The organism is Phytohabitans aurantiacus, from assembly GCF_027923225.1.
In the GTDB taxonomy this organism is placed as follows: Bacteria; Actinomycetota; Actinomycetes; order Mycobacteriales; family Micromonosporaceae; genus Phytohabitans; species Phytohabitans aurantiacus.
Map to the genome: position 1 here is coordinate 99294 of NZ_BSDI01000016.1, position 14859 is coordinate 114152.

A 14859-nucleotide genomic window follows, 5' to 3' on the forward strand; every position below is an offset into this window, starting at 1 on the left:
AGGGCGGTCTCAGGGGGAAGATGGAGGCTGTGAAACCGCAGCGGATTCTTGTGGTGGGGGCCGGCCACGTAGGGCTTTACGCGGCCCTGCGGCTGTCCGACAAGGTGCGCCGGCGTGAGGCCGAGGTTACGGTCGTCGATCCGCAGCCGCACATGACGTACCAACCGTTCCTGCCGGAGGCGGCGGCGGGAAACATCTCTCCCCGGCACTCCGTCGTGCCGTTGCGCCGCGAACTGCGGCGCTGTCGCATCGTGTCCGGCGCGGTCACCCGGATCGAGCACGCGCGCAAGGTCGCGACCGTGCAGCCGATCATCGGTCCGGCCCGCGAGATCGAGTACGACCACATCGTGGTGGCGCCCGGCTCGGTCTCCCGCACCCTCCCGATCCCCGGCCTGCGCGAGCACGGCATCGGGTTCAAGACCATCGGTGAGGCCATCTACCTGCGCAACCACGTGCTCGACCGGCTCGACGTGGCGGCCGCCACGAAAGACGCCGAGACCCGGCGGCGGGCGCTGACGTTCGTCTTCGTCGGCGGCGGATACGCCGGCATCGAGGCGCTGGCCGAGATGGAAGACATGGCCCGCGACGCGCTCAAGTACTACCCCGAGCTCGAGCAGACCGACATGCACTGGGTGCTCGTCGAGGCGACCCAGCGGGTGCTGCCCGAGGTCGACCGCGACATGGGCGCCTACACCGTGCAGCAGCTGATCAAGCGCAGCCTCGACATCCGGCTCGACACCCGGCTGGAGTCGTGTGTCGACGGCGTGGTCAAGCTCTCCGACGGCGACAGCTTCCCGGCCGACACGATCGTGTGGACCGCGGGCGTGAAGCCGTCGCCGATGCTCGACGACACCGACCTGCCCCGCGACCCGCGCGGCCGGATCACCTGCCTGCCCACCCTCCAGGTGGTCGACGGTGACCGGGTGCTCGACGGTGCCTGGAGCGCGGGTGACTGCGCCGCGGTGCCCGACCTCACCGGGCCGCCGGGCGCCTACTGCTCGCCGAGCGCGCAGCACGCGGTACGCCAGGCGGTGCGGCTGGCCGACAACATCCGCGACGTCATCCGGGGCAAGGCGCCCACGGAGTACAAGCACAAGCACGTCGGCAGCGTCGCGAGCCTTGGCCTGCACAAGGGCGTGGCTCAGGTGTACGGGATCAAGCTCACCGGTCCACTCGCCTGGTTCATGCACCGCACGTACCACGTGAGCCGGATCCCGTCGTTCAACCGCAAGGTGCGCGTGGTGATCGACTGGACGCTGGCGTTCTTCCTCAAGCGCGAGGTCGTGGCGCTGGGTCAGCTGCACGACCCGCGTGAGGAGTTCACCGAGGTGACCCCGAAGGTGCCCGCACCTTAGACCTTCCAGATCCAGGCGTCGGCGACCTGCGTGCCCGGCCCGTACAGGGCATTGAGCGTGGCGCGCAGGTCGTCGCGGTGGGGGGCGTCGACGAGTACGACGCACGAGGCGCCCCAGAACGTGACGTCTTCCTTGGCCTCGCGCAGCTGATCGGGGCCGATCGCGGGCACGCCGCCGTCCTTGGCGACCTGCTCCAGCAGCCGCGAGGTCGGCCGCTTGAAGGTGCCCATGGACGCCTTGCCCCTCGACCCGTACGGCCCGATGAAGAAGCCCTCGGGCATGCCGAACTCAGCATCGGCGGCCGCCGCCCAGCGCATCGCCCACGGCTGGGGTGGGGTCGGCAGCGGTACGGGCACGAGCACCCCGCCGGGCTGTACGCACTCGCGCCAGTGGCCACCCGAGATGAACTGCGGCAGGGCCGGGCGCTCGGCGGTGGGCAGCGGCGCCGGGAAGATCGGCAGCAGCGCGGCGAGGATCGCTCCGGGTACGACCAGCCGGATGGTCCAGGAGCTGTCGCGCACCGCCTTGTCGATCGCCAGTACGAGCACGGTGGCGACCAGCGGCAGCAGCGCCAGGGCGAACCGCATGGGCAGGGCGCCGTCGACGATGGGCAGCCCCACCAGGACCGAGTACGGACCGTGGATGTCGTGGCGCTTGCCGTTGAGCACGAGGTCGGGCCCGAGCGACAGCCACGCCATCAGCACCCCGGCGACCGCGCACGCGATGACCACCGGCCGGCGGATCTGCCAGATCAGGTACACCACCGCGACGAGCAGCAGCGGCCAGCCGAGGAACGTGTTGTATTCCGCCGCGCCCGTCGACAGCTTCTTCGACGCGTCGGAGCCCGCGATGGACAGCGGTGAGATGGCCGTCCAACTGGCCAGGTCGGCCGAGAAGTAGTGCGGGCTGAACACGCCGTTGGGCACGCTCTGCGGCCCGGCGAACTGGAACCACAGCGGGTACACCAGCAGCACAGCCGCGGTGGCCGCCGTCACGCCGAGGCCGCGGAGGAAGCCGGGGGCCACCCGCCTGGCCCACTTGCGCCTCGTGACGGCGTACGCGATGGCCATGATCGCCAAGGTGAAGGCCGTCAGGAAGAGCACCTCTTCACCGATGAAGACCTGCACGGCGACCGTCACCGCGAGCCAGAGACCCGACGTGATCACCTTGCGCCGGCTCGCGACGTCGTCCGGATCGGCCGCCCGCGCCATCCGGACCACCAGCCAGACCATGACCGGCACCAGCCACTGGGCGGTCATGTGGAGGTGGCTGTTGTTCTGCGAGATGATGCCCGGCCCGAAGCCGCACAGCCCGCCGCCGACCGCCGCCGCGAACCGACGGGCGCCCAGCACCCGGGTGTAGAGGAAGTACCAGGCGACGGCCGTGCCGGCCAGGTTGCCGCCGGCGATCAGGGCGAACGTCACCGGTACGCCGAAGATCAGGGTGACCGGTGTGAAGAGGGTGCCGAGGGCGATGACCGTGGTGTTGGCGAGCAGGTTGACGCCCTCGGGGGCGTTCAGGCGGTCGGTCAGCAGGCTCAGATCGCCGAAGAGGAACTTCGTATCGGCGGCCAGAAACCACTCGTACAGCACCTGGTCTTCGGGGTTGAGCCCCATCACCCGGCTCGCCGGGTCGGGCCAGAGCCCGTGCGTGACGTAGCCGGCGAGCGCGAGAAACACCAGGATGACCAGCGCGTCCGGCGCGTACGGCCGGACCCGAGCGGCGAGCCGCGCGGGTCTCGACGGCGCACCGGCTGCCGTATCGGTGGCGGTGCTGGCCGGGGCCTCGATGGCGGCCTCACCGGTGTCGGAGTGAGCGGCGCGGGCAGTGCTGGTCACGGCCTTGACCCTAGTGCCGATGCCCCGTCCAGGTGCGCCCCGGTGGGCACCCACCCGCTACCGTGGCATCTGCGCGCAGGTCGCGCGCCTGCCCGGGTGGTGGAACGGCAGACACGGCCGCCTTAAAAGCGGCTGCCGAAAGGCATGCGGGTTCGAGTCCCGCCCCGGGCACAGATCCCCAGCACAGCCTGCACACACAATCTCGCTCCGGCCATTTACCCTTGATGAGCACGGTCACGAGATCTGACCCGTGCCCAACCCTTCGAGGGAGGCTTGACGTGAAGACTTCCAACCCGGTGCTGAGCCGGCTCGGCCAAGCGGCTGAGCGGGAGCGGTCCGCCGGGTATGCCCCTGCCGGTCCATACGGCGCACCCGCCTACGGCGATCCGCACCAGACCGCCACCGGCTACCCGGTCGCCCCAGCCACCACGCAGGCCATGACCGTCGACGACGTCGTCGTCAAGACCGTGACGCTGCTGGCCATCGTCGGCGCCTCCGCCGCGGCGGCCTGGGTCCTCATCCCAGACTCCCTCATGGGTGCGGCGTGGATCGGTGCGGCGCTCGTCGGCCTCGTCCTCGGTCTGGTCATTTCGTTCTCCCGGGTGGCCAACCCGGCGCTCGTCGTCACGTACGCCGTGATCGAGGGCGTCTTCGTCGGCATGGTCAGCAAGTTCTTCGAGGTCATCGCCGGCTACGAGGGCATCGTCCTCCAAGCCGTGGTCGCCACGTTCGGCGTGTTCTTCGTGATGGCCATGCTCTACAAGGCCAGGGTCATCCGGGCCACGCCGAAGTTCGTTCGCGGCATGATCGCGGTGATGGCGGGCTTGTTCGCCGTCATGCTGATCAACCTCGTGCTCTCGCTCTTCGGCGTCCACACCGGCCTGCGTGACAACGGCGCGCTCGGCATCGGGTTCAGCCTGATCTGCATCGTCGTCGCCTCGCTGAGCTTCATCCTGAGCTTCGCCGAGGTCGAAGAGGGTGTCCGGCTCGGGCTCCCCCAGCGGTACTCGTGGACGGCCGCGTTCGGCATCCTGGTGAGCCTCATCTGGCTGTACATCGAAATCCTGCGCCTGCTGAGCTACTTCCAGGGCGACGACTGACACTCGTCTCCGCTAGCGAAAAACGCCCGCTCCCGATCCTGGGGGCGGGCGTTTCGCGACTAGGCTGCCTGGCGATGAGCGTGCAGGAGTTGAGCCAGGCGGTCGAGCGGCTGAGCAGGCATGTGGGGCACTGGGAGGCGCCGCGCTGGGGCGTCGTGGCGTTCGGCGCCGAGGGCACCCGCGCCGAGGTGGTACACGGCCTCGTCCAGCGGATGGCCGACCGTGCCGCCGACGCCGAGGGCCAGCCCCGCAGGCAGGTGCCACGCCTGAGCGTGGACACCAGCCTCCTCGACCAGCTTCGGGTGGTCTCCGCCGACCTGCTGGCGGCGGCGCCGGCCGACGATGTACTGGCGAGCGCCGCCGACGACGTGCGGAGCGTCCAGGGCGCTCTATAGGCGCTCGACGATCAGGGCCATGCCCTGGCCGCCGCCGACGCACATCGTCTCCAGCCCAACCGTCTTGTCGTGCCAGTCGAGCACGTTGAGCAGCGTGCCGGTGATCCGGGCGCCGGTCATCCCGAAGGGGTGACCGACAGCGATCGCGCCGCCCATCACGTTGAGCTTTTCGACCGGGATGTCCAGATCGCGGTACGACGGGATGACCTGGGCGGCGAACGCCTCGTTGATCTCCACCAAGTCGACGTCGTCGATGGTCATGCCGGCCCGCTTGAGCGCCTGGCGAGACGCCTCGACCGGGCCCAGTCCCATGATCTCGGGGGACAGCGCGGTCACGCCGGTCGACACGATCCGGGCCAGCGGCGTGATGCCCAGCTCCCGAGCGCGCGTGTCGCTCATGATCACCACTGCGGCGGCGCCGTCGTTGAGCGGGCAGCAGTTGCCGGCGGTGATCGTGCCGTCCGGGCGGAAGACCGGCTTCAGCCCGGCGACGCCCTCGATCGTGACCCCGGGACGCGGGCCGTCGTCGGTGCTGACCACCTGGCCAGACGGCACGGTCACCGGGGTGATCTCGCGGGCCCAGAAGCCGTCGGCGATCGCCTTCTCGGCGTTGTTCTGGCTGCGAACCCCGAACTCGTCCATGTCTTCGCGGGTCACCCCGTAGACCTGAGCGAGGTTCTCGGCGGTCTGGCCCATCGCCAGGTAGATGTCGGGCAACTCGCCGTCGGCGCGCGGATCGTGCCAGACGTCGGCACCGCCCTTCGCCCGCTCGGCGGAACGCTGCTCGGCCTCGGCGAACCGCGGGTTCTGCCAGCCGCCGCCCACAGCCGCCTGCGCCTCTGGCGGCAGCCCGTCCGAGCTGCCCCGGGCGAATCGGGACACGCACTCCACGCCCGCCGAGACGAAGACGTCGCCCTCGCCCGCCTTGATCGCGTGGAACGCCATCCGGGTGGTCTGGAGCGACGACGCGCAGTACCGCGTGACCGTGGCGGCCGGCAGCTTGTCGAGGCCGAGCAGGGTGGCGACCACCCTGCCCATGTTGAAGCCCTGCTCGCCGCCGGGCAGGCCGCAGCCCAGGTACAGGTCGTCGATCTCGGCGGTGTCGAGCTGCGGCACCTTGTCGAGCGCCGCCCGCACGATCGTGGCGGCCAGGTCGTCGGAGCGCACCTCGCGCAGCGAGCCCTTGTGAGCCCGGCCGATGGGGGACCGGGCGGTGGCGACGATGACAGCTTCAGGCATACACGTGACTCTACTCGCCAGTAATATCAGCGGGTAGTAGGGACGGCTGCCCTGATCACCGCTGGTAGGAGGGCGTGTGCCCAGACGCGGTAGCCGTCGGCGGACGGGTGGAAGCCGTCGTAGCAGAGCGTGCCCGCGTCTGCTCGGAAGACCGCGCCCGTCTCGGCCGCCAGGTCGACGACCGTGCCGCCCGCGGCGAGCACCGCGCGAGCCTGAGCGCGGGCCATCTGCCGGCCCAGCCAGCCCACCACCTGGCGCAGCGGCGGAGCCACGGCCCGCACGGCGCCGAGATCCGGGCAGGTGCCCACCACGACCTCCACACCGGCGTCCCGGAGCCGCCGGACCGCCGCGCCCAGGTATGCCGCGGCATCGGAGGGCCGCCGCACGCTGGTGGCGTCGTTCGCCCCGATCAGGACGACCGCGACGTCGGGACGCTCACCCAGCAGCGCCCGGGCCACCTGCGTCGCCAGATCGGTCGACCGGGAACCGGACACACCGACACAGGAGAGCTGGACGTGCCGCGGTGACAGGCTCGTGGTGCCGTCGGCCAGCATCTGCGCGAGCTGCCCGCCGATCGTGTCGGCGAGCCGCTCCACACCGACGCCGAGCGCCGACGAGTCGCCGAGCAGCACCAGGCGCAGCGGCGGTGCGCTGGCGGGCCCCATGGTCGTGCGCAGCGCGAGGCTCATCTCCGGCTTCGCGTATCGCCGGTTGCGGGCGACGATCGCCTCGGTGGCCAGCACCGCGGCGCCACCCACCGTGCCGGCGACGAATGTGAGCACCGCGGCTCGGCCAGCGTGCCGGGCCCAACTCATCCGGGTCACCTCACCCCTGTCGCTGCGTTTCACCCAAGGGTACGGCCGCATCGAGGGAAGTCTCGGGCTCGGTGAACCAACGCGTGTGCCGGCGCAGCTCAGCCCAGCGCCCAGCTGGCCCGCGGTCGCGCCCGGCGACCCGCGCACCGGTGACCTCGGTGCCGGCGCGCTTGGCCGCCTCTTGAGCCGCCTGCGGCAGCGAGCGCACGCCCTCATCCCGGCTGAGCGCCCGCGCCTCGCCGGCTCCCAGCGCCGCGAGCGCGGTCGGCAGGAGCGCCGCGGCGGCTGCCGCGTATCCGGCGGCCGACGGGTGGAACTTGTCCCAGGCGAACATGCGGGTCGGCTCGGCCCTGAACTTGGGCCCGAGCAGGTCGGCGAGCGACACCGTGCGGGCGCCGGCCTCGACCACCGCCACGGTCTGCGCCCTCGCCAACTGGCGGCTCCAGTGCCGGGCCAGCCACCGGAGCGGCGGCTTGATCGGCTGGATGGTGCTCAGGTCGGGACACGTGCCGACCACCACCTCGACGCCGCTGGCACGCAGATCGCGTACCGCGTTGACGAGATGGCGCACAGCGCTGCTGAACGATGAACGGTGCGTGACGTCGTTGCCGCCGATCAGGATGATCGCCAGATCTGGCCGTACCTCCAGCGCGGCCTCGACCTGCGGCGGGAGGCCGGCGGACGTCACGCCGACCACCGCGAAGCGGTACAGCCGCACCGGCCGGTGCAGCCGGCGCGAGATCATCATCGCGAGCAGCACGCCCGGCGTCTCCCGGGACCGGTGCACGCCGTAGCCGGCGGCCGACGAATCGCCCAGCACGACAAGTGTGATCGGCGGACCCGGCAGCTTGGCGCCGTAGATACCGTCGCCGCGCGGCGGCGGCCCTTCCGCCATCGGAATGATCCGGCGTGCGCGCTGCGCCTGCGCCGCGAGCAGCCCCAACACGCTTCCCGTAGCCACCACGGCCACCCCCGCGGTGGCCGCCATCGCCTTGGCGACCCGCCAACCGGTCCAACTCATCTGTGCCCCCCTGTGGCTTACGAGGTTATCGCGACGCCACGACACGATTGAGTCTTGCGCGGCCGGGGCACCATGGGAGACATGGGTAGGACCTTGAAGCGAGCCGCGGCGTTCAGCGCGCTCGGGCGGGCGATCACCGCGGGGGCGCGCGGCGGGCCGTCGATCGGCAAGCGGCTGGCCGCCCTGCCACGCATGATCAAAGCGACGATGAAGGGCGAGTACGACGGTGGGCTCCGGCTGGCGCTCATGTCGGCCGCGATGATCTACGTCGCATCCCCGATCGACGCGGTGCCCGAGGCGCTGCTGCTCGTGCTCGGCCTCGCCGACGACGCTCTCGTGATCACCTGGCTGGCCGGTGCCGTGCTGGCCGAGACCGAACGGTTCCTGACCTGGGAGGCGCGCCGCGAGAGCGTCATTCCGGGCACCGTACTCTGAGCTGGTGCACTACTACGACAACGTCGTCGAACTGATCGGCAACACTCCCCTGGTCAAGCTGCGCAACGTGACCGCCGGCATCCCGGCGACCGTGCTGGCCAAGGTCGAGTACCTCAACCCCGGCGGGTCCGTCAAAGACCGGATCGCGCTGCGCATGGTCGAAGAGGCCGAGCAGGCCGGCCTGCTCAAGCCCGGAGGCACGATCGTCGAGCCCACCAGCGGTAACACCGGCGTCGGGCTCGCGCTCGTCGCGCAGCTGCGCGGGTACCGCTGCGTGTTCGTCTGCCCCGACAAGGTGAGCCAGGACAAGCAGGACGTGCTCCGGGCGTACGGCGCTGAGGTGGTGGTCTGCCCCACCGCGGTCGCTCCCGAAGACCCCCGCTCGTACTACAACGTCTCTGACCGCCTCGCCCGTGAGATCCCCGGTGCGTGGAAGCCCGACCAGTACTCCAACCAGGCCAATCCGCGCTCGCACTACGAGACCACCGGTCCGGAGCTGTGGAAGCAGACCGACGGCCGGATCACGCACTTCGTGGCGGGGGTCGGCACCGGCGGCACGATCTCGGGCGTCGGCCGGTACCTGAAGGAGGCCTCCGGAGGCGCGGTGCGCATCGTCGGCGCCGACCCGGAGGGCTCGGTGTACTCCGGCGGCACCGGCCGGCCGTACCTCGTCGAAGGGGTCGGCGAGGACTTCTGGCCGGAGACGTACGACCGGACGGTGTGCGACGAGATCGTCGAGGTCTCCGACAAGACGTCGTTCGAGCTGACCCGGCGTCTGGCGCGCGAGGAAGGGCTGCTGGTCGGCGGTTCGTGCGGGATGGCGGTCGCCGCCGCGCTGGAGGTGGCCCGCCGCGGCACGCCCGACGACGTGGTGGTCGTCCTGCTGCCCGACGGTGGCCGTGGGTACCTCTCGAAGCTCTTCAACGACGAGTGGATGGCCCGGTACGGCTTCCTCGAGACCGGCACCGCCGAGCCGACCGTGTCGGACGCCCTGTCGAGCAAGCCGGGCGGGATGCCGTCGCTCGTGCACGTGCACCCGACCGAGACGGTGCGCGATGCGATCGACTACATGCGCGAGTACGGCGTCTCCCAGTTGCCGGTGCTGAAGGCGGAGCCGCCCGTCGTGACCGGTGAGGTGGCAGGCTCGATAGCGGAGAAGGACCTGCTCGACGCGCTCTTCACGGGGCGGGCACACCTGCACGACACGATCGAGCGCCACATGGGCCCGGCGCTGCCCATGATCGGCGTCGGCCAGCCCGTCGGCGAGGCCGTCCGCCTGCTCGAAAAGGCCGACGCCGCCCTGGTCCTGGTAGACGGCAAACCCACCGGCGTGCTAACCCGCCAAGACCTGCTAGCCCACCTAGGCACCACCCCGTAGCTCACCTGGCCCCGCCGCTGCCCGCGCCGCGCCGCGCTCGCGCCGCGCTCGCGCCCGGCCGCGCCGCCTGCGCCGCGCCCGGCCGCGCGCCGCCCCTCTCTCCGCCGATCAAGGGCGAACGCACGTGGTTCGATCTCTTTTCGCGTGCATTCGCCCTTGATCGATGGAGATCTCCTTGATCGACGCGCCGTCGTGGCCAGGGCCAGCCGCCGGGTTAGACGGGTTGGCGGCGGCGTATCGCCGTGCTCTGCGCGCCGATCAAGGCCATTCGCATGGATCAAGGGCGAATGCACGCGGATATGCGATCAAACCGCGTGCATACGCCCTTGATCGGCGCAACGGGCGTGGCGACGCGCCGTGCTGGGCTGGCCTGGGGGCGGACGTACGCGGGGAAGAGATCGAACCGCGGACGTCGCGGTAGCTCGGAATCTTCTGGAATGGATCTGTCTAGGGAGTAGGTGGGAGGGCGGCGGCGGCCTTCGTCAAGGCCGCGAAGGCGTCTCCCAAGCGCCAGGCGGCGCGGTCGCGGGGGCCGACCGGGTTGGAGATCGTGCGTAGCTCGGCGAACGGCAGGCCCGCAGCCGTGGCGGCGCAGGCGACGCCGTATCCCTCCATGGCCTCGGCCACGGCCGACGGGTAGCGGGCGACAAGTGCCTGGGCGCCCTCGGCCGTGCCGGTCACGGTGTTGACCGTCAGGACGTCGCCGGCGATGGCGTGCGGCAGTGCCGCCTGGAGCGCCGCCAGCAGCGTTTCGTCGGCGGTGGCGATCGCGGAGCCGAAGCCCAGCTCGTCGAGCGGGATGAAGCCGTCGGGGGAGTCGGCGCCCAGGTCGGCGGCGATGCTGCGGACGGCGAGCACGGTGCTGCCGACGGGGGCCTGGCCGGGGAAGCCGCCGCCGATACCGGCGCTGAGGACCGCCCGAAATGGACGGCCGGCGGCCTCGGCCAGCGCGAGCAACCGCGCCGTGCCGGCTGCGGCGGCCGCGGCACCGACACCGACGGCCTCCACTGTGGACCCTGTGTTTGCGGCGGCGCGGATGGCGTCGGCTTCGGGGGCGACGGCGGTGACGATCAGGAGCGTCATGTCGGCGGGCCGGACGTTGGCCGGTACACGTGGAAGCCCGGTGGTGGGGTGGGTGAGACCGGCGTGTCGCTCTCGGGCTCCTTGCTGGCCGGCGCCGGAGATGGAGCTGGAGCCGCGGCGGGAGCGGGCTCCGGCTCGGGGTCGGCGGGCTCGTCGTGGGATGAGCGGCCGTTGAGCTTTTCCTTGCGCAGCGCGCCCGCCACCACCACGGCCCGCACCGCCGCCACGACCGCGAACACCGTGGCGATCGCGATGCCGACCCGGCCGCCGAACGGGATCAGCCCCGCCGCGCCGCCCGCCACCCACGCGAGCATGAGCACGGTTTCGGAGCGCGCGAAGGCGCTGGCGCGCAGCCGGTCGGCGATGCGTTCCTGGATGGAGGCGTCGACCGCGAGCTTGGAGATGCCGCTCATGAAGCCGGTCACCAGGCAGAGCAGGACCACCATCGCGAGCGAGAACTTGAGGGTGGTCAACACCGCCACACCGGCTACGACGATCATCCCGCTGGACTGGAGCGCGGCGGGGCGGTGGATGTTCATGCGGGTGCCGAGGGCGGTGGCGAAGAAGCCGCCGATGACGAGCCCGCCGCCGGCCAGACCGAGCGCGGCCTCGTCGCCGATGTCGCGGCCGAGGAAGACCGTGGTCAGGGCGCCAGCCTTGATCGCGAACGCCAGGAACAGCAACAGGAATCCGTGCATGGCGCGCAGCGCGGCACTGCCGACGAGCGTCGACGTGACCAGGCGGCCGGTCAGGGCGCGTTCGCCGCGCCGCAGGCCCATGATCGAGAACCGTGGCGGGACGGTCTCGGGTGGATCGGAGTCGGCGCGAGGTGGGAGCCGAAGCGCGATCACCATGCCGACGAGGAAGATCACCGAGGCGACCCGCAGTGGCCACTGTGGCCCGATCTTGAATGCTGCGAGCCCCAGCGGTGTCACCACGGCGCCCGCGATCATGCCGTACACGCCGGCGCGGGCGGCCGCCTGGGACAGCCCCATGCCGCCAGGAAGCAGCCGGGGCACGGCCGCGGAGCGGGCCACGCCGTACGCGCGGGAGAGGGCCAGCACGCCGAAGGCCGCCGGGTACAGGCCAAAACCGTGGATGTAGTCGGACATCAGCCACGCGAGGAAGGCGCGGCCGAGCATCGTGGCGGCGAGGGCGTATCGCCGGCCGTGCCGGAAATGGTCGAGTAGTGGCCCGGCAACGGGTGCCAGCAGCGCGAACGGGATCATCGTGATCAGCAGGTAGAGCGCGACCCCGCTGCGCGCCTCGCCGAGCGGCACGCTGAAGAAGATGGTGCCGGCCAGCCCGATCGCGATAAGGGTGTCGCCCGCGTACGAGGCGGCGTGCAGGTCGAGCAGGCGGGTCATGCCGACCTCACCACCGGCACCCTTTTCGCGTACCTGGCCGACCTTGCGGGTCACCCATTTGCCGCCGGTCAGCGATCCACGGACAGCCATCCGTGTCGTCCGGATCGCCGAGCCGACGGCTCGCCCGGCAGATGGCAACAGCGGCATCTCTTCATTCTGGCCTATGAAACAATGTCCGAGTGACCAGGACGTCCGCCACACGCGCTGCCCGACTCGACCAGGTATGTGCCGATGCCGTCGATCTGGCGCGCGGGGCCATCACCGAAGTCGAGCCTTCCGACGTGGGCGACCACCTGGAAGCGGTGGCCGAGGGCGACCGGTTGGTGACCCACTTCTTCGAGTGTCACCTCGCTGGATACCGCGGGTGGCGGTGGGCGGTCACCGTGACCCGGGTGCCGCGCAGCAAGCACGTCACCGTGTGCGAGACCGTCCTGCTGCCCGGCCCCGATGCGCTGCTGGCCCCGGGTTGGGTGCCGTGGCACGAGCGGCTGCAGCCGGGCGACCTGGGCGTGGGCGATCTGCTGCCGACGCCAGCGGACGACGATCGGCTCGCACCGGGATACACGCTGTCCGACGACCCGGCCGTCGAAGAGGTCTCCTGGGAGTTGGGCCTCGGCCGTCCCCGGGTGATGTCCCTGGAGGGCCGGCTCGACGCGGCGCAGCGCTGGTACGACGGCGACGCCGGGCCGGAGGCTCCGATCTCGGTGGCGGCGCCGAGGACGGCGCGGTGCGGGTCGTGCGGGTTCTATTTGCCGCTCGCCGGTTCGCTCCGGCAGTCGTTCGGGGCTTGCGGCAACCTGTACGCGCCTGATGACGGGCGTGTCGTCAGCGTCGATCACGGCTGTGGCGCGCACTCCGAGGCGCTTCGCGAGCCCGAGGCTCCGGTCGAGGAACTGCCGACCGTGTACGACGACAATGAGGTCGAGGCGGTCGCGGTCAGCCGCGCGCCCGGCTCGGTCGAGGCCACCGAGCCCGCCGAGCACTACGGCCACGGCTAAGACTTCGTGATCAGGGCGTCCCTCAAGTCGCTCTAACGCCTTCAGGGACGCCCTGATCACGAAGGATCGGCACGGCGGCGCCGGCGGTTGGCGTCGTGGCGGAGCATCACGGCCAGGCCCAGGAAGCCGAGTAGGAAGCCCGCTAGGCAGGTCCACAGCCAATCGGTGCGGTCGTGGTCGGCCAGCCAGTCGCGGAAGAAGATCAGCAGTACCAGGCCGGCCAGCGCCCAGATGACGATGCCCGCGACCGCGAACGGCACCATCGGTGGGTCGAGGGGCGCGACCCGGCGCGGCTCGTCTTGATCAGACACCAGCCAAGAGTACGGCTTTGTAACGCGAGGGTGCTTCCTCGGTGCCCTTGTGATCTGGGACGATGCGCGCAATCGTATCCATGATCATAGGTGAGGTTCCATGGACCGCTTCGACCGGTTCTTTGAGATATCCGCCCGCGGCTCGACGCTGACCCGGGAGATCCGTGGCGGATTGGCCACCTTCTTCACGATGGCGTACATCGTCGTGCTGAACCCGCTCATCCTGTTCGGTTCGGCTGACGGCGACGGTGCCAAGCTCGCCATTCCCGCGGTGGCCGCCGCGACCGCGCTGGTCGCGGGCGTGATGACGATCCTCATGGGCGTCGTGGCCCGCTTCCCGCTCGCGCTGGCCGCCGGCCTCGGCGTCAACGCCCTGGTGGCGTACGAGATCGCGCCCGAGATGACGTGGGCCGACGCCATGGGCCTGGTGGTGATCGAAGGTGTGATCATCGCGATCCTGGTGCTCACCGGGCTGCGTACCGCCGTGTTCCGCTCGGTGCCGACGGAGCTCAAGACCGCGATCGGGGTAGGCATCGGCCTGTTCCTCGCTCTGATCGGCTTCGTCGACGCGGGCTTCGTCAAGGGCAACGCCGGTACGCCGCCGGTGGGCCTCGGCATCGGTGGCCTGCTGGTGACCTGGCCGTCGCTGGTGTTCGTGATCGGTCTGCTCGCCACGCTGGTGCTGGTCGTACGCCGGGTGAAGGGTGCCATCCTCATCGGCATCCTGGGCACGACGGTGCTCGCCGTCATCGTGGAGGCGATCGCGAACGTCGGCCCGGCCGGCGGCCCGCAGGGCAACCCGCACGGCTGGTCGCTCAACGTGCCGGAGTGGCCGTCGACCTGGGACGCGACCCCCGACCTGTCGCTGCTCGGCAACTTCAACGTGCTTGGTGCCTGGGACCGGGCCGGCGTTCTGGTCACGCTGATGTTCGTGTTCACCCTGCTGCTCACCGACTTCTTCGACACGATGGGCACGATGGTCGCGGTGGGCCAGGAGGGCGGCATGCTCGACGACCGCGGCATGCCTCCGCGTACCCGGGAGATCCTGCTCGTCGACTCGGTGGCCGCCGCCGCGGGTGGTGCCGCGAGCGTGTCGAGCAACACCTCGTACATCGAGAGCGCCGCCGGTGTCGCGGAGGGTGCCCGGACCGGCGTGGCCAACCTGGTGACCGGCGCGCTCTTCCTGGTGGCGATGTTCCTGGCGCCGCTGGTGCAGGTGGTGCCGTTCGAGGCGGCCTCGGCAGCGTTGGTGATCGTCGGCTTCCTGATGATGACCGCGGTACGCCAGATCGACTGGACCAACTACGAGATCGCCATCCCGGCGTTCCTGACGATCGTGCTGATGCCGTTCACGTACTCGATCTCGAACGGGATCGGCGCGGGCGTCATCTCCTACGTGCTGCTGAAGGTCGCGAGCGGAAAGGCTCGCCAGGTGCACCCGCTCCTGTATGCCGTGGCCGCACTCTTCGTGCTGTACTTCTTGCGCGGTCCCATCGAGACGTGGCTCTTCTGAGCCCAGCCCAG

The 14859-nt window shown here is 70.8% G+C and carries 14 protein-coding genes and 1 tRNA gene; 8 read left to right on the forward strand and 7 right to left on the reverse strand.

All coding sequences use genetic code 11. The features are described 5' to 3' along the window. Window positions 1-29 precede the first annotated feature (29 nt). Window positions 30-1355, forward strand: a complete 1326-nt coding sequence (locus QMG73_RS18605; RefSeq protein ID WP_281897273.1) for an NAD(P)/FAD-dependent oxidoreductase — start codon at window positions 30-32, stop codon at window positions 1353-1355. Here QMG73_RS18605 and QMG73_RS18610 read toward each other — a convergent pair. Then, window positions 1352-3193 carry a hypothetical protein gene (locus tag QMG73_RS18610; protein WP_281897274.1) on the reverse strand — a complete coding sequence of 614 codons (1842 nt, stop codon included), beginning with the start codon at window positions 3191-3193 and terminating at the stop codon, window positions 1352-1354. The genes QMG73_RS18605 and QMG73_RS18610 overlap by 4 nt on opposite strands. A gap of 90 nt (window positions 3194-3283) precedes the next feature. On the opposite strand from QMG73_RS18610, the gene QMG73_RS18615 reads away from it, so the two are divergent. The 3 genes from QMG73_RS18615 (at window position 3284) to QMG73_RS18625 (ending at window position 4688) form a co-directional block, all read left to right on the forward strand. Next, window positions 3284-3364 (forward strand) — tRNA-Leu (locus tag QMG73_RS18615). 107 nt (window positions 3365-3471) lie between these two features. Next, window positions 3472-4293 carry a Bax inhibitor-1/YccA family protein gene (locus tag QMG73_RS18620; protein ID WP_281897276.1) on the forward strand — a complete coding sequence of 274 codons (822 nt, stop codon included), beginning with the start codon at window positions 3472-3474 and terminating at the stop codon, window positions 4291-4293. A 74-nt stretch (window positions 4294-4367) separates the two neighbouring features. Beyond that, entirely contained in the window at window positions 4368-4688 is a 321-nt protein-coding gene (locus QMG73_RS18625) for a hypothetical protein (protein WP_281897278.1), read from the forward strand. Here the strand turns inward: QMG73_RS18625 and QMG73_RS18630 are convergent. The 3 genes from QMG73_RS18630 to QMG73_RS18640 are packed head-to-tail and all read right to left on the reverse strand — an operon-like array spanning window position 4683 to window position 7763. Further along, window positions 4683-5927: an acetyl-CoA C-acetyltransferase gene (locus QMG73_RS18630; protein ID WP_281897279.1), complete on the reverse strand. Its 1245-nt coding sequence runs from the start codon at window positions 5925-5927 to the stop codon at window positions 4683-4685. The genes QMG73_RS18625 and QMG73_RS18630 overlap by 6 nt on opposite strands. A 26-nt stretch (window positions 5928-5953) precedes the next feature. After that, window positions 5954-6742 carry an SGNH/GDSL hydrolase family protein gene (locus QMG73_RS18635; protein ID WP_281897280.1) on the reverse strand — a complete coding sequence of 263 codons (789 nt, stop codon included), beginning with the start codon at window positions 6740-6742 and terminating at the stop codon, window positions 5954-5956. Window positions 6743-6752: 10 nt separating this feature from the next. After that, window positions 6753-7763, reverse strand: coding sequence for an SGNH/GDSL hydrolase family protein (locus QMG73_RS18640; RefSeq protein ID WP_309299493.1), 1011 nt, complete (start codon window positions 7761-7763; stop codon window positions 6753-6755). A gap of 81 nt (window positions 7764-7844) precedes the next feature. Here QMG73_RS18640 and QMG73_RS18645 point away from each other — a divergent pair, with 81 nt between their 5' ends. Together QMG73_RS18645 and QMG73_RS18650 are read left to right on the forward strand one after the other, a co-directional pair. Further along, window positions 7845-8198 (forward strand): YkvA family protein, encoded by a 354-nt coding sequence (locus QMG73_RS18645; RefSeq protein ID WP_281897282.1) that lies wholly within the window; start codon window positions 7845-7847, stop codon window positions 8196-8198. Between the two features lie 4 nt (window positions 8199-8202). Beyond that, window positions 8203-9576, forward strand: a complete 1374-nt coding sequence (locus tag QMG73_RS18650) for a cystathionine beta-synthase (RefSeq protein ID WP_281897284.1) — start codon at window positions 8203-8205, stop codon at window positions 9574-9576. 447 nt (window positions 9577-10023) lie between these two features. Here QMG73_RS18650 and QMG73_RS18655 read toward each other — a convergent pair whose 3' ends face one another. Beyond that, the gene (locus QMG73_RS18655; RefSeq protein ID WP_281897286.1) at window positions 10024-10659 is read right to left on the reverse strand and encodes a futalosine hydrolase; all 636 of its coding nucleotides are present in this window, start codon (window positions 10657-10659) and stop codon (window positions 10024-10026) included. Next, a complete protein-coding gene (locus tag QMG73_RS18660) occupies window positions 10656-12173 on the reverse strand; it encodes an MFS transporter (protein ID WP_281897288.1) in 1518 nt (505 codons plus the stop codon). The genes QMG73_RS18655 and QMG73_RS18660 overlap by 4 nt, the downstream gene beginning before the upstream one ends. A gap of 32 nt (window positions 12174-12205) precedes the next feature. On the opposite strand from QMG73_RS18660, the gene QMG73_RS18665 reads away from it, so the two are divergent. Continuing rightward, window positions 12206-13024: a DUF3027 domain-containing protein gene (locus tag QMG73_RS18665; protein WP_281897290.1), complete on the forward strand. Its 819-nt coding sequence runs from the start codon at window positions 12206-12208 to the stop codon at window positions 13022-13024. A 56-nt stretch (window positions 13025-13080) separates the two neighbouring features. Here the strand turns inward: QMG73_RS18665 and QMG73_RS18670 are convergent, their stop codons facing one another. Continuing rightward, complete coding sequence (locus tag QMG73_RS18670) at window positions 13081-13287, reverse strand: DUF2530 domain-containing protein (protein ID WP_281897347.1); 207 nt, start codon at window positions 13285-13287, stop codon at window positions 13081-13083. A gap of 148 nt (window positions 13288-13435) precedes the next feature. On the opposite strand from QMG73_RS18670, the gene QMG73_RS18675 reads away from it, so the two are divergent. After that, a complete protein-coding gene (locus QMG73_RS18675) occupies window positions 13436-14848 on the forward strand; it encodes an NCS2 family permease (protein WP_281897291.1) in 1413 nt (470 codons plus the stop codon). Window positions 14849-14859 lie beyond the last annotated feature (11 nt).

What these genes read in the sequence shown, in the direction of transcription:
- QMG73_RS18625 (WP_281897278.1), top strand. Translation starts at nt 4,368, where the DNA reads ATGAGCGTGCAGGAGTTGAGCCAGGCGGTCGAGCGGCTGAGCAGGCAT.
- QMG73_RS18630 (WP_281897279.1), bottom strand. Translation starts at nt 5,927, where the DNA reads ATGCCTGAAGCTGTCATCGTCGCCACCGCCCGGTCCCCCATCGGCCGG.
- QMG73_RS18635 (WP_281897280.1), bottom strand. Translation starts at nt 6,742, where the DNA reads ATGAGTTGGGCCCGGCACGCTGGCCGAGCCGCGGTGCTCACATTCGTC.
- QMG73_RS18640 (WP_309299493.1), bottom strand. Translation starts at nt 7,763, where the DNA reads ATGAGTTGGACCGGTTGGCGGGTCGCCAAGGCGATGGCGGCCACCGCG.
- QMG73_RS18645 (WP_281897282.1), top strand. Translation starts at nt 7,845, where the DNA reads ATGGGTAGGACCTTGAAGCGAGCCGCGGCGTTCAGCGCGCTCGGGCGG.
- QMG73_RS18655 (WP_281897286.1), bottom strand. Translation starts at nt 10,659, where the DNA reads ATGACGCTCCTGATCGTCACCGCCGTCGCCCCCGAAGCCGACGCCATC.
- QMG73_RS18660 (WP_281897288.1), bottom strand. Translation starts at nt 12,173, where the DNA reads ATGCCGCTGTTGCCATCTGCCGGGCGAGCCGTCGGCTCGGCGATCCGG.
- QMG73_RS18670 (WP_281897347.1), bottom strand. Translation starts at nt 13,287, where the DNA reads ATGGTGCCGTTCGCGGTCGCGGGCATCGTCATCTGGGCGCTGGCCGGC.
- QMG73_RS18675 (WP_281897291.1), top strand. Translation starts at nt 13,436, where the DNA reads ATGGACCGCTTCGACCGGTTCTTTGAGATATCCGCCCGCGGCTCGACG.